Annotated in this window: 11 protein-coding genes, 1 tRNA gene and 1 rRNA gene; 6 read left to right on the top strand and 7 right to left on the bottom strand. The window is 65.2% G+C overall.

What is annotated here, in order from left to right; all coding sequences use genetic code 11:
• Positions 1-150: 150 nt before the first annotated feature.
• From DC347_RS17985 to DC347_RS18000, 4 genes are all read right to left on the bottom strand, one after another.
• Positions 151-1,392 (bottom strand): tyrosine-type recombinase/integrase, encoded by a 1,242-nt coding sequence (locus DC347_RS17985; RefSeq protein WP_109863917.1) that lies wholly within the window; start codon positions 1,390-1,392, stop codon positions 151-153.
• The gene (locus DC347_RS17990; protein WP_109863918.1) at positions 1,392-1,619 is read right to left on the bottom strand and encodes an AlpA family transcriptional regulator; all 228 of its coding nucleotides are present in this window, start codon (positions 1,617-1,619) and stop codon (positions 1,392-1,394) included. Before DC347_RS17990 ends, DC347_RS17985 begins: the two co-directional genes overlap by 1 nt.
• A gap of 136 nt (positions 1,620-1,755) precedes the next feature.
• Positions 1,756-1,832 (bottom strand) — tRNA-Thr (locus tag DC347_RS17995).
• A 150-nt stretch (positions 1,833-1,982) separates the two neighbouring features.
• Positions 1,983-2,870, bottom strand: coding sequence for a thioredoxin domain-containing protein (locus DC347_RS18000; protein WP_109863919.1), 888 nt, complete (start codon positions 2,868-2,870; stop codon positions 1,983-1,985).
• A 178-nt stretch (positions 2,871-3,048) separates the two neighbouring features.
• Here DC347_RS18000 and DC347_RS18005 point away from each other — a divergent pair, with 178 nt between their 5' ends.
• The 4 genes from DC347_RS18005 (at position 3,049) to DC347_RS18020 (ending at position 8,284) form a co-directional block, all read left to right on the top strand.
• Complete coding sequence (locus DC347_RS18005; RefSeq protein ID WP_018762105.1) at positions 3,049-4,551, top strand: trehalose-6-phosphate synthase; 1,503 nt, start codon at positions 3,049-3,051, stop codon at positions 4,549-4,551.
• Positions 4,541-5,377 (top strand): trehalose-phosphatase, encoded by an 837-nt coding sequence (gene otsB / locus DC347_RS18010; protein WP_018762104.1) that lies wholly within the window; start codon positions 4,541-4,543, stop codon positions 5,375-5,377. Before DC347_RS18005 ends, otsB begins: the two co-directional genes overlap by 11 nt.
• A 219-nt stretch (positions 5,378-5,596) precedes the next feature.
• Positions 5,597-6,679: an ABC transporter ATP-binding protein gene (locus tag DC347_RS18015; protein ID WP_018762103.1), complete on the top strand. Its 1,083-nt coding sequence runs from the start codon at positions 5,597-5,599 to the stop codon at positions 6,677-6,679.
• 186 nt (positions 6,680-6,865) lie between these two features.
• A complete protein-coding gene (locus DC347_RS18020) occupies positions 6,866-8,284 on the top strand; it encodes a DUF4032 domain-containing protein (RefSeq protein ID WP_109863920.1) in 1,419 nt (472 codons plus the stop codon).
• A gap of 2 nt (positions 8,285-8,286) precedes the next feature.
• Here the strand turns inward: DC347_RS18020 and DC347_RS18025 are convergent, their stop codons facing one another.
• On the bottom strand, positions 8,287-9,657 hold the full coding sequence (locus tag DC347_RS18025) for an FAD-binding oxidoreductase (RefSeq protein WP_109863921.1): 1,371 nt from the start codon (positions 9,655-9,657) through the stop codon (positions 8,287-8,289).
• A 190-nt stretch (positions 9,658-9,847) separates the two neighbouring features.
• Here DC347_RS18025 and DC347_RS18030 point away from each other — a divergent pair, with 190 nt between their 5' ends.
• Positions 9,848-11,578, top strand: a complete 1,731-nt coding sequence (locus tag DC347_RS18030) for a glycoside hydrolase family 13 protein (RefSeq protein ID WP_240617846.1) — start codon at positions 9,848-9,850, stop codon at positions 11,576-11,578.
• Between the two features lie 2 nt (positions 11,579-11,580).
• Positions 11,581-12,621, top strand: coding sequence for a LacI family DNA-binding transcriptional regulator (locus DC347_RS18035; RefSeq protein WP_109863923.1), 1,041 nt, complete (start codon positions 11,581-11,583; stop codon positions 12,619-12,621).
• Here DC347_RS18035 and DC347_RS18040 read toward each other — a convergent pair.
• Together DC347_RS18040 and rrf are read right to left on the bottom strand one after the other, a co-directional pair.
• Entirely contained in the window at positions 12,618-13,121 is a 504-nt protein-coding gene (locus DC347_RS18040) for a hypothetical protein (RefSeq protein WP_018762098.1), read from the bottom strand. The genes DC347_RS18035 and DC347_RS18040 overlap by 4 nt on opposite strands.
• A gap of 224 nt (positions 13,122-13,345) precedes the next feature.
• Positions 13,346-13,462, bottom strand: a 5S ribosomal RNA gene (gene rrf, locus DC347_RS18045).
• Position 13,463 lies beyond the last annotated feature (1 nt).

Here is a 13,463-nt window from a genome sequence, read left to right on the forward strand (position 1 = left end):
CCACCCGCTTCGCGAAGCCACGGTCCAACCAGCTGCCCGCAAACGCCGGAATGAGTGCCAAACCGGTTGGCGACTCATTCCAGCGCACAGCAGGTCTCGTCCGCGCCGGTCTCTCAATTCACATGAGGCGGACAAGCAACACCGATCTGCCTATGACCCGGGCTTCGGCGCCAGACGGTTCAGGACTGTGGTGTAGTCCGCCACATCCCTTAGCCTCTCGATGTAGGCGGCGTGGGTCATGGAGACGTCGGCGTGACCCAGCATGGCGGCAGCGGCCCCGTCGGTCAGCTCCCTGGCGAGAAGGGACGCAACCGTTCGCCTAAAGGCGTGCGGAGTGATGACGGCCGTGTTCTCCATCTTGGAGGCGGTCAGCGCGGAACGCAGCTGCCTCCGTACGCTTGACGCCTGAACGTAGGTGCCGGTCCTGGACCAGAAGAGGGCCCCCGCTTTGTTGTTTTCCGGGGATTCGAGGCTTCGGCGGATGAGTACGTCGACGACAAACCGAGGCACTGGGATGACCCGCTCGCTGCTGCGGCTCTTGAGGAAGCTCTGGCGGTACTGGGGGCCGTGACGAGGCTCCACCAGCGTTCCGGTGAGTGCGATCTTTCCTACGTCGCCTGAGAGGTCGATGTCTTCCAAACGGATTGCCAGGACCTCCCCGATGCGCGCCCCGGTGCCGATCAGAACATCAACGACATCTGCCAGTACGTTGCTGGGGCGGGGACCGAATTGGCCGGGTTCTGTCCGCCAAATCCGGACAGCTTCGCGAACATCGTGCAGGGTAGCCGCGCTCAAGCTAACGGGCTTCTTCCGGAGCCTGTTCAGCCGATCGACCTCACGCACCGGATTGCCACCCACGTACAAGTCGTGCCTGATGGCGTAGGACATGATCTGCGTCAGCACCGTTTTGGCCAGCCGGGCATTCGTATGCCCTTTCCCGTCCACTACCAGGGACCGCAGGAAGCTGTCACAGGTGGAGGTGTTGATTTCATTGATCTTCAGCGCACCGAGAGCGGGCTCGATGAGTCGGTAGATGAGCCCTTCGTACTGGTCCCAGGTCTGGCGCCGGATACCGCCCGTGCTGGCAGCCGCGACCATGTTCCCGTTGCCGTCGACAACGACCTTGGGGACCTCGATGCTGGCGAGCCACTTCTCGGCGACGTCGTTCAGCGGAGGGTTCGCGGTCACTCGACCTGCGAGCAGCTGGCGCTCTTTCATGGACGCCAGCAGGGCTGTCTCGGCTTTGCCCTTGGTTGATCCGAACTTGCTGTAGCTCCGCGTGACACCATCCCAGCCGCGGAACCTGCAGCTGGCCCGCCATTTTCCGGTGGTTGCGTCTTTCTTGGCGCTGATCGTGCCCCAGGCGCCAACCGGCAGGCTTGAGCGCCCCATCAGGCTGCAGCCTTCGAAGTGTTGCCGATCCAGGCCTCGACAGCGGCCCGGTCGTAACGGACGACGCTATGGAGTTTCAGGGCCGTCGGTCCGATCCCGGCGGAGCGCCAGTTCCGGAGGGTCTTGGGTGCCACCTGCAGCCAGACGGCTACTTCCTCGGTGGTCAGGAGCTGCACTACGTTGCCCTGGTCCGTTGCCGGTCCCAAGGTCTTTCTGCTTGTCTGCATGGCTTCCCCTATGCGGCCCGAGAGCCGACGGGCCTAAGCCGTCTTCCTGAAAGCGTGTCGTAAGCGTGTTGTGCCCTGTTTTCGCGCACGAAAAACCCCTCCGTCCCGGGCAAAATCGCCGGAATGGAGGGGTTCGTGGAGCCCCCTGTCGGATTCGAACCGACGACCCCCGCTTTACAAGAGCGGTGCTCTGGCCAACTGAGCTAAGGAGGCGTGGCCCCTGGGGGCCTGCGCCGTCAAGGCGCTAGATAAGGTTAGCCCAACTCCCGCCGGGGGTAAAAACGCCGCCACACCGGCGGCGGACAGCGAAAGGGCCCGCCCCGGATACGTTCCGAAACGGGCCCTTGCGAGGATTCCCGGCGTTTAGCCCTTGGCGGCGATGGCTGCCTGCAGGAAGTCCGGGAACGGCGTCTGGGCGCTGTCTCCCTTGCCCCACTGCTTGCCGTCAACGAAGACGGTCGGCGTCCCCGTGACACCGATGGCCGAGGCCTCCTTCGTCGCGTACTTCACGTACGGGCGGTAGGTCTTGTCATCTACGCAGGAACCGATGTCCACGCCCATGTCTGAGGCCATCTTCTTGAGGTCGTTGTCCGAGAGGCCGGCACTGCCTTCAGCCGGTTGCTGGGCGTACAAGGCACTGAAGTAGTCGGCGTACTTCTGCGGAGCCGTGTTGGCAACGCAGGCCGCCGCATTGGCCGCACGTGATGAGTAGTTGGTGGTGGACCGGCTGTCCAGGAAGCCGAGCGGCCGGTACTCCACGGTGATCTTGCCGTCGTTGCGCAAGGACGTGAGCTGGTCGTTGTACTGCGTTTCGAAGTTCTTGCAGATGGGGCAGATGAAGTCGACGTAGAGGACCACCTTGACCGGCTTGCCGGCCTCCGCTTCCGCGCCGGGTGCAACGACTTCCGCCGGCGGAGTCTTCGGTGCATCCCCCACGGAATTGGCGTCCACCGTTGCCGGGTCGCTCTTGGCCACATCCGAGTTGGCAAGCAGGGTAACGCCGCCATGGATGTTGGCGTTGGCCGGTGTGGGCCCCTGATCCGCAATCGGGGCATTCTGCTTCAAACTGCTGGTGACCACCAGGGCCACCACTACCAGGATGGCCACCACAGCCGCGACAATGCCCCAGCCGATCAGCAGCTTGTTGCGCTTGTCCTTTTTTGCCTGTGCTTCACGGATCAGGCGCGCCTTTTCCCGCGCCTCCGCGGTTCGCTCAGCCTTGGACTTACGTACTTCGTTTGCGGGGCTCATGAATTCCTTGGGTCGGTCGACGAAGGGGGACCACTAGGTGGCACCCCCACATTTTAGGGGAGAAATCTGGGAGCTTGCGGTTTCAACCATTCCTCCGGGTTGACCAACGGACGAATAGCCCCGATGATTCCGTCCGGCTAGTGTGGCTTAGAGGCACAAGCAACCCCAGGGGGCCGCAATGCAAACACCCGTCCAGGAAAAACCCGCCGGCACGGCACAGGCCGCAGGTACGGATTCCAGCCATGCCGCGCACACGAAGTACGACTTCATGGTGGTCTCGAACCGGCTGCCGGTTGACCGCGTGGCGCCCGCCGACGGGGGTGACGACGGATCCGGCTGGCGGCGGTCCCCCGGCGGACTGGTGACTGCCCTCGCACCGATGATGACCAAGACGGACGGCGCATGGGTTGGATGGCACGGAGCACCTGACGAAACCGTCAAGCCGTTCAGCCATGGCGGGATGGACCTCGTCCCGGTACAGCTCAGCACGGACGACGTGGAGCTGTATTACGAAGGCTTCTCCAACGCCACCCTCTGGCCGCTCTACCACGACGTCATCGCTCCGCCGGAATTCCACCGGGCCTGGTGGGATGCTTACCGCAAGGTCAACCGCCGGTTCGCCGACGCCGTGGTGCGGTACGCGGACCACGGCGCCACCGTCTGGGTCCAGGACTACCAGTTGCAGCTGGTTCCGCGGATGCTCCGCGAAGCGCGGCCCGATCTCCGGATCGGGTTCTTCAACCACATCCCGTTCCCGCCGCCGGAAATCTTTGCCCAGCTCCCGTGGCGGCAGGCCATCATCGACGGCCTGCTCGGTGCGGACCTGGTGGGCTTCCAACGCGTCAGCGACGCCGGAAACTTCATGCGGTCCGCCCGCCGGTTCCTCGGTGCCAGCGTCAAGCAGCAGCAGGTGCACGTCAAGGGCCAGGACGGCCTGATCACGCACATTGCGCGGGCGCAGGCCTTCCCGATCTCCATCGACGTCAAGCAGATCACCGAGCTCGCCGCCAGGCCAGAAATCATCGAACGGGCCCGGCAGATCCGGCAGGACCTGGGCAACCCGAAAACCATCCTGCTGGGTGTGGACCGATTGGACTACACCAAGGGCATCCGCCACCGGCTGAAGGCCTTCGAAGAGCTCCTGGCAGACGGCCGGCTCACCGTTGGCGAGGCCACACTGATCCAGGTGGCATCGCCCAGCCGGGAGCGGGTGGAACAGTACCGGCTGCTCCGCGAGGAGGTGGAAGGGACCGTGGGCCACATCAACGGCACCTACGACACCCTTGAGAACACCGCGGTCCGTTACCTGCACCACAGCTACCCGGTGGAGGAAATGGTGGCCCTCTACCTGGCCGCGGACGTCATGCTCGTCACCGCCCTCCGGGACGGGATGAACCTGGTGGCCAAGGAGTACGTCACCGCCCGGAACAATAACGACGGCGCCCTGGTCCTGAGCGAATTCGCGGGTGCAGCGGACCAGCTCAAGCAGGCGCTCCTGGTCAACCCGCACGATATCGCAGGGCTCAAGAACACGATCATGAACGCGGTGGAACTGACGCCCCGGGAAGCCTCGCGCCGCATGCGGTCCATGCGCCGCCAGATCCTGGACCACGACGTCGACCACTGGTCCGCGGACTTCCTGCGCGCACTGAACGAAAAGGTGGTTCGCGATGACTCCTGAAGGCCGCCCCACCAAGCGGCAGCTGGCATTGACCCCCGAGTTGAGGGAAGCGTTGCGCCGGATCGCCGGAACCGCACACCTGCTGGTGGCCATGGACTTCGACGGCACCATGGCTCCCATCGTGGACAGCGCTCAGGACGCGCGGCCGCTGCCACGCTCGGCAGCAGCCTTCGCCGGCCTTGCGGTGCTTCCACGGACGACGACGGCACTCATCTCGGGCCGTGCCCTCGCCAGCCTGCGGCAGGTTGCGTCGCCGCCGGTGGACACCCTTCTCATCGGAAGCCACGGCGCCGAAGCGTGGCTGGGACCCGGTTCCACTGAGCTGGCGCTGGAGGAGGACCAGAAAGCGCTTCTCGCCGACGTCCGGTCGGTGCTGGCCGAGATCGTGGCAGAGGCTCCCGGAACGTCCCTGGAGGACAAGCCCGCCGGCGTCGTCCTGCACACCCGCCAGGCTGACGACGACGTCGCCGAGGACGCCGTTGCGGCCGCCCGGGCGTCGCTGCAGGACCGCAAGGGGGTGTTCCTGAAGGAGGGCAAGCGTGTCCTGGAAACCTCGGTGGTGAACGCATCCAAGGGCGAAGGCGTCGCCTTCCTTCGGCAGGCCACCGGGGCCACAGCCGTCCTGTTCGCCGGCGACGACGTGACGGACGAGGACGCTTTCGGCCGGTTGGAGCCGGGCGACGTCGGGGTCAAGGTGGGCCTTGATTTCACCCAGGCCCAGTACCGGGTGGAAGCACCTGTGCACATCGCCGAACTGCTGGAGGTGCTGCTGCAGGAGCGGAGCATCGCCGTGGCTGAAGAAGACCCCGAAGCCGCCTCCGGCTAGGGCAGTGACCAACGCCGCATGTGACGTTCGTAACATTTACGCAAAAGACGGCCCACTCTGGCATACTCTTTGATGTGATGTGGCGCACAAACACCGTGCGGCGTCATTGGGTGCTCCGGGCAATGACCCGGAGCACTTTGCTGGAACACAACTGAATAAACATGAACCATTCACAACGGATCGTCCGGCACGTACCTGCCGGTGAAGGGATTGATAACTGTGGCTACAGTTACTTTTGATAACGCTACGCGTCTGTACCCGGGCACAGATAAGCCCGCCGTCGACAAGCTCAACATCGACATCGCCGATGGCGAATTCCTGGTCCTCGTTGGACCCTCCGGTTGCGGTAAGTCCACCTCGCTGCGCATGCTCGCAGGCCTTGAGGACGTCAACGCAGGCCGCATTCTCATTGGTGACCGCGACGTCACCGATGTGCCGCCGAAGGACCGCGACATCGCCATGGTCTTCCAAAACTACGCCCTGTACCCGCACATGACTGTTGCGGACAACATGGGCTTCGCCCTCAAGATCGCCGGCGTCTCCAAGGAAGAGCGCGCTGAGCGAGTCCGTGAAGCCGCCAAGCTCCTCGACCTTGAGCAGTACCTGGACCGCAAGCCGAAGGCCCTCTCCGGTGGCCAGCGCCAGCGCGTTGCCATGGGCCGCGCAATCGTCCGTAACCCGCAGGTCTTCCTCATGGATGAGCCGCTGTCCAACCTGGATGCGAAGCTCCGCGTCCAGACCCGTACCCAGATCGCATCGCTGACCCGCCGCCTGGGCGTCACCACCGTCTACGTGACCCACGACCAGGTCGAGGCCATGACCATGGGCGACCGCGTGGCAGTGCTGAAGGACGGCCTGCTGCAGCAGGTTGACACCCCGCGCAACCTCTACGACCGTCCCAAGAACGTCTTCGTTGCCGGCTTCATCGGCTCCCCCGCCATGAACCTGCTGGAACTCCCGGTCGTCGACGGCGGCGTGCAGTTCGGCGGCACCGTGTACCCCGTGCCGCGCGACGTCCTCGAAGAGGCGCACGGCTCCACGGTCACCTTGGGCTCCCGTCCCGAAGACCTTGAAACCGCTCCGCAGGGTGAGGGCCTGAAGGTTGAGGTCGACGTCGTCGAAGAACTCGGCGCCGACGCCTACGTCTACGGACACACCACGCTCGACGGCAAGGACCACGACATCGTGGCACGCGTCGACGGCCGCCGTCCTCCGATGAAGGGCGAGGTCATCTACGTCCGTCCGCAGTCCGGCCACGTGCACCTGTTCGACACCAAGACCGGCCTGCGCCTGGGCGACTAGTCCCCACCCACCGGCCTTAGCTTCGCTTCGGCCAGGGAACCCTGCCGGCGTGGGCCCATCCACCGGCACTCAGCGGCCTTAGCCACGGAACCGACGGCGGCCCGCACCCTTTCATCAAGGTGCGGGCCGCCGTCGGCCTTTAACGAAGATTTATCGTCCTTGCCCTGCGTACGGAAGAATTGACCCATGACCGAGGAAAACAGCGCCCAGTGGCACGACGAACCCACCGACTACGCGCAGATCGGTAAACTGCCGCGGTTCGTGGCGGCCAGCGCCGACGACAACAAGGCGGCCTCGGTAGCGTCGTCGCTGAACATCACGGCCGCAGCGGCCGACCCGGAACTGCTGGACCTGCCGTGGCACATTGCCTTGGAGGAGTGGCCCGCACAGTACCTGGCCGCACTCCCCCGCGGTATCTCCAGGCATATCGTGCGCTTCGCCCACCTGGGCGGCTCGGTCATCGCCATTAAGGAAACATCCGAGCATGTGGCCCGCCACGAGTACCACATGCTCCGCAAGCTGGCCCGGCTGGATGTCCCCTGCGTGGAGCCCGTGGCCGTGATCACCGGACGCACCACCCCGGACGGGCGCCCGCTCAATCCGGTGCTGGTGACCCGCCATTTGAAGTTCTCCATGCCCTACCGGGCACTGTTTTCCCAGATGCTGCGCAAGGACACACTGACCCGCCTCATCGACGCCCAGGCCCTCCTGCTGGTCCGGCTGCACCTCATCGGCTTCTATTGGGGCGATGTCTCCCTTTCCAATACCCTGTTCCGCCGTGACGCCGGTGCTTTCGCCGCCTACCTGGTGGACGCTGAAACGGGCGAGCTCTACCCGGACCTGTCCACGGGCCAGCGCGAATACGACCTTGAGATAGCCCGGGTGAACATCGCTGGTGAGCTCATGGACCTGCTCGATGGCGGGTTGATCGAGGAGAAAGTGGACCCGGTCGCCACCAGTGAGCTGATCATGGACAGCTACCGGCGGCTGTGGGCGGAACTGACGGAGAAGGAATCCTTCGAACTCGGCGAACGCTGGCGGGTGGGAGCCCGGATCCGGCGCCTGAACGAACTCGGCTTCGACGTCGAGGAATACGCCATCAAGACCACGCAGAACGGCTCGACCATCCAACTGCAGCCCAAAGTGGTTGATGCCGGACATCACCAGCGCCGGCTGTTGCGGCTTACCGGCCTGGACGCGCAGGAAAACCAGGCCCGCCGGCTCCTCAACGACATGGATTCCTTCCGGGCGGACAACAATCCGGAGATGGACGAGGAATACAGCGCCCACCTGTGGGTGAGCCAGATCTTCGAGCCCATTGTCCGCTCCATCCCGCGCGATCTTTCCGGCAAGCTGGAGCACGCCGAGGTGGTCCACGAAGTACTGGAACACCGCTGGTACATGTCGGAAAAGCAGGAACGCCACATCCCGCTGGCCGAGGCCGTACAGTCCTACATCGACTCGATCCTCCGGCACCGGCGGGACGAGGCCGCCATCATGCTGAACCCCGACACCGAGATGTTGAAGATCCTTGAGGTGGAAAGCGAGGAATCCCGGTACGGCGCCGATGAGTCCGACGAGGAATACCCGGACTCGGACGACTGACCCTAGATCGCCTTCCCCGGATTGAGGATTCCCGCAGGATCGAACAAGTCCTTGATCCGGCGCTGCAGTTCCCGGACCGGCTCGGGCTGCTCCTGGCCCAGCCAGCGCAGCTTGTACTGGCCTATGCCATGCTCCCCCGTGATGGTGCCGCCCATGGCCAACGCCGCCGTGATCGACTCATCCAAGGCAGCCTGGAGGCGTTTCATCGCATCGGCGTCAACAGTGTCCCCCTGCCGGTCGATCCAGAAGGTGGGGTGCAGGTTGCCGTCACCGGCATGCGCCACCACTTTGAGGTGCACCCGCTGGGTGGCTGCGAGGGCCTCGAGCGCCGCCACGTAGTCCACCAGCCGGGACCGCGGCACGGCAACGTCTTCACCCACCCGGAATTCATCGTCCACCTCGGTGCCCCGGCTGTGACGCCGGAGCTCCACCAGCCGTTCCGCTTCGGCGCTGGCCTCGGTGGTGACCGTGGCACCGCCTGCCTTGAGGACCTGGCGCACAACGTCTGCTTCGGCGGCAGCTCCAAACCCGTCTGTCTGAACCAGGAGCAGGGACTTTCCGCGTGCCGTGAGGTCCGATCCGTGGATGTCATCGAGCTGGGCCAGGGTGCCGCCGTCGAGCAATTCCATGATGGCGGGCTGGACGCGCGCTTTGCCCACGGCCAGGACCCCTGCGGCGGCAAGCCGGAAGTCCGGGTAGAACGCAGCAACGGTGTGGACTTCCCGGGGCAGGTACTTCAATCGCACCGTGACTCCGACGACGATGCCAAGTGTTCCTTCGGACCCCACGAAGAGGCCTGTGAGGTCGTAGCCCGCCACGCCCTTGAAGGTCTGGTGGCCGGTGTGGATCAGGGAGCCGTCAGCCAGCACGACGTCCAAGGCCAGGACCGAGTCCCTGGTGACCCCGTACTTGGCGCAGCGAAGGCCGCCGGCATTGGTGGCTACGTTGCCGCCGATGGTGGAGCTGCGGAAACTTGCGGGGTCCGGGGCGTACATGAGGCCGTGCACCGCGGCGGCCTCGTTGAGGACGGCATTGACCACGCCCGGCTCAACCACGGCAGTTTCGTCGTCCGGGTTCAGGGCAAGGATCCTGTTCATCCGCTCCAGCGAGAGGACGACGCAGTTCCTGGTGGCGTGCGCCCCGCCGGACACTCCTGTACCGGCACCGCGCGGTACGATCGCCACTCCCACGGCCACGCAGGCCCGCACTACCGCCTGGACATCGGCCACTGACTCGGGGAACACGACGGCCAGGGGTAGCTGGAAGTCCAAGACCGGTGCCTGGTCAATGGCGTAGCGGTGGAGCGCAGCCTCGCCGCGATCCAGCTGCCCGGGCGCCAAGACGGCTTCCAGATCCTCAACAATGCTTCCCACAAACCCTCCACCCGTCGTCGGACACATCCACCAAGTCTAGGCGCCGTCCGCCGGACCGGTCCGGTAGTCCGGGCTTTGAAATCGCTTCCAGATTATGGCGCGTTACGCCCTCTTAAGCCCCCAACCAGCTCGCCTGGACGTTATGGAAGCGTTTTCATTTAAATCGGTTCCAGCCGTTATGCTGACTGTCATGTCTGTCGAAACTGTGACCCAGGACACTGCAAGCGTTGCCGGTCCATTGACGCTTATCCACGCCGCCGACGCCATTCCCGGCTGGTGGCGGTCCGCCGTGATCTACCAGGTCTATCCCCGTTCGTTCCGTGACTTGAACGGCGACGGCGTGGGCGACCTGGCCGGGATCACCGAGGAACTGCCGCATCTGGCAAGCCTGGGCGTGGACGCCGTCTGGCTCTCGCCCTTCTACCGGTCACCGCAGCGCGATGCAGGCTACGACGTCAGCGACTACTGCGACGTGGACCCGATCTTCGGCACCCTGGGCGACTTCGACGTCATGATGGCAGAATCGCACCGGCTCGGGCTGCGGGTCATCGTTGACCTGGTACCCAACCACTGCTCGGACCAGCACCCGGCTTTCCAGGCAGCCCTTGCAGCGCCAGCCGGAAGCCCCGAGCGGGACATGTTCATCTTCCGGGACGGGACCGGCCCGGAAGGCCAGGAACCTCCGAACAACTGGCAGTCCCACTTCGGCGGTCCGGCCTGGACGCGCGTGGTGGAACCTGACGGCGGGCCCGGCCAGTGGTACCTGCACCTCTTCGACTCCTCCCAGCCGGACTTCAACTGGGACAACCCGGCGGTCCATGCAGAATTCGAACGGGTGCTCCGGTTCTGGCTGGACCGTGGCGTCTCCGGCTTCCGGGTGGACGTGGCCCACGCGCTGGTCAAAGCACCGGGCCTGCCGGCATGGGGCGGACGTGCCGACGGCGGCAGCAGCGACGGCTACCCGGGCCATGAGGCACCAATGTTCGGTCAACCCGCCGTCCACGACATCTACCGGAGATGGCGGCAGATCCTGGACCAATACGGCCCGGACCGGATTCTGTGCGCCGAGGCGAGTGTTGACCTCCACCGGCTGGCCCACTGGGTCCGGCCGGACGAAATGCACCAGGCGTTCAACTTTCCCTACCTCCACGCCGGACTGGATGTCTACCGGCTGCGGTCGGTCATCACGGACTCACTGACCGTCCTGGACGGCGTCGGCGCCCCGAGCACGTGGGTCCTCTCAAACCACGACGTAGTCCGGCATGCCAGCCGGTTTGGCTACAACGGCCACGGCCCGCGCGACGGCGACGGCATCGGTACCGGCGATCCCCAGCCGGACGAGGACCTCGGACGGCGTCGAGCAGCGGCCGCTTCACTCTTCATGCTGGGGCTTCCCGGGGCCGCCTACCTCTACCAGGGAGAAGAGTTGGGGCTGCCTGACGGCATCGACATCCCCGGCCATCTGCGGCAGGATCCGACCTTCGCCCGGACCAACGGCCAGCGCCTTGGCCGCGACGGCTGCCGCGTTCCGCTGCCCTGGCGGGCCGACGACCGGCACCTGGGATTCGGCTCCGGGAGCGATCCCTGGCTGCCGATTCCGTCGTCCTTCGCGGAACTTGCCCGTGACGTGCAGGCGGAGTCACCGTCGTCGCACCTGGCCCTGTACCGTGAAGCCCTGGCGCGGCGCCGGGAGCTCGATCTGGGCCGGGGATCCCTGTCATGGGCCGAAGACTGGTGCACCGGATCCTCCCTCGGCTATGTGAACGGCACTACGCTGGTGCTTATGAACCTGAACCATGAGCCGCTGGAGATGCCGTCCGGCCACGTCCTCCTTCGCAGCCTGCCGGGGTCCACGGGCCATGCCCTCGCATCCGGCGAGACTGCCTGGTTGCAGCTTGGACCTGCCACCACGGCAGACTGACGTTGGCAGGCATCAAAGAAGTTGCCAGCCGTGCCGGCCTGTCCGTGGCCACCGTTTCGCGGGCGCTGAGTGGCAAGTCCAATGTCTCCTCAAGGAGCCGCCGGCTGGCGCAGGAGGCGGCCAAGGAGCTGGGGTTCGTTCCGTCGTACCACGCATCAAGCCTGGCGTCGGGCCGCAACCGCAATATTGGCCTGGTGGTGCCCAACGTACAGCGCTGGTATTTCTCTTCCGTGCTGGAAGGGGTTTCGGAGACCCTGCTGGACGCCGGGTACGACCTCACCCTGTACAACGTGGGGGAGCAACCTGAGCGACGCAGCAGCATCCTGAACGACTTCCTGCTCCGCAAGCGCCTGGACGCCGTCATCGCAGTGGCGTTGGTCCTTCGCGAGGACGAAATAGGCCAGCTGCTGGCGGTGCATCGTCCCATTGTGGGCATCGGCGGCGTCTTGAGGGGCGCCTCCACCATCCGCATCGATGACGAAGGCCTTGCCAGGGACGCGGCCGGCCACCTGATCCGGCTTGGCCATACCCGGATTGCGCACATCACCGGGGACGCGGGGCTGAACCGGGACTTCAAGCTTCCCAAACTCCGGCAGAAAGGCTTTGCCGCAGCCATGGCCGGGGCAGGCCTGCCTGTCCGGGACGAGTGGGTGGTCAATGCGGACTTCACCATCCAGGGCGCGTACGCCGTGGGACGCCGGCTGCTGGGGACAGCGGCGGAACGACCCACCGCTGTGTTCGCCGCGTCTGACGAGATGGCCATCGGGATTATGCTTGCGGCGCGCGACTTCGGCCTGCAGATCCCGCAAGATCTCTCGGTCGTGGGTATGGACGGTCACGATCTCAGCGAGACGTTTGGACTCACCACCATCAAGCAGGATCCGCGCGGGCAAGGCAACCTGGCGGCCACGACCGCCCTGGCGTTGCTGAACGCAGGCAAGGATTCCGACGGCGGCAAGCCGGCTGCACAGGTCCAGGACCAGGAGTACCCGACCGAGTTCCTGATCCGAACCAGCACGGCGGTACCGCCGGCCCTGAACTAGTTTGCTGGGTCTGCGGCGCCCATGAAGCGGGCGTACTTGTCGAGGATTACGGGCCAGGCCTGCAGGTAATGTCCCCTGACGGCGGCAGGGTCCTCGGCGCCCTCCCAGCCGTCATGGACGACCCGGACCTCCGTGTCCCCGTCAACCGCGCGGAAGGCCACCAGAAGCTCGGTGGACCACATTGCAGTGGTGCCGGGGTGCCAGGTGGCGTGGAAGGAGAGCGGCGGCTGCCAGTCATCAAGGGTCCCCCAGATGCTGGTCCGTCCGTCGTCTGACGTCTCGAGAATCAGGTTCTCTTCGAATTCGACATAGGACCCTGCCCCGTAGACTCCGTACGGCTCCAGCGGCCACCAGAGGTGGGTGTGGTCTGTGAAACCGGCGAATGCCCGGGCGATAGGTCCGGGCACCACCACCGCGTTGACCACCGGGTCCAGGGAATCGGCACCGGGCTTTCCATCCGCCTCGAAGGGGTCCTGGGCATGGCTGAAGATGCTGCTCATGGGCAACAACTCTACCCGCGGGCACCCGATCGTTATCGTCGGTATTAGCGCGGGTTGCATCTTTGGATGGCAGTGGTGAGCGGACGCAAGTCGACTGCTTGCAAGATGTGAGCGGGGGTTGCGGGTTACGTGTGGGGGGTGAGCTGGCGTGGTCGTGTGGTGGGTGGTGGTGGTGTTAAATGTGGGAGGCCCCAACCGTTTGGTTGGGGCCTCGACCAATGTGTGTCCGGCGGTGTCCTACTCTCCCACACCCTCCCGGGTGCAGTACCATCGGCGCTGTGGGTCTTAGCTTCCGGGTTCGGAATGGGACCGGGCGTTTCCCCCACGCTATGACCGCCGTAA

It is taken from the genome of Pseudarthrobacter sp. AG30, assembly GCF_003116525.1.
Classification (GTDB): Bacteria; Actinomycetota; Actinomycetes; order Actinomycetales; family Micrococcaceae; genus Arthrobacter.

What these genes read in the sequence shown, in the direction of transcription:
- DC347_RS17985 (WP_109863917.1), bottom strand. Translation starts at nt 1,392, where the DNA reads ATGGGGCGCTCAAGCCTGCCGGTTGGCGCCTGGGGCACGATCAGCGCC.
- DC347_RS18040 (WP_018762098.1), bottom strand. Translation starts at nt 13,121, where the DNA reads ATGAGCAGCATCTTCAGCCATGCCCAGGACCCCTTCGAGGCGGATGGA.
- DC347_RS18000 (WP_109863919.1), bottom strand. Translation starts at nt 2,870, where the DNA reads ATGAGCCCCGCAAACGAAGTACGTAAGTCCAAGGCTGAGCGAACCGCG.
- DC347_RS18030 (WP_240617846.1), top strand. Translation starts at nt 9,848, where the DNA reads ATGTCTGTCGAAACTGTGACCCAGGACACTGCAAGCGTTGCCGGTCCA.
- DC347_RS18020 (WP_109863920.1), top strand. Translation starts at nt 6,866, where the DNA reads ATGACCGAGGAAAACAGCGCCCAGTGGCACGACGAACCCACCGACTAC.
- otsB (WP_018762104.1), top strand. Translation starts at nt 4,541, where the DNA reads ATGACTCCTGAAGGCCGCCCCACCAAGCGGCAGCTGGCATTGACCCCC.
- DC347_RS18005 (WP_018762105.1), top strand. Translation starts at nt 3,049, where the DNA reads ATGCAAACACCCGTCCAGGAAAAACCCGCCGGCACGGCACAGGCCGCA.
- DC347_RS17990 (WP_109863918.1), bottom strand. Translation starts at nt 1,619, where the DNA reads ATGCAGACAAGCAGAAAGACCTTGGGACCGGCAACGGACCAGGGCAAC.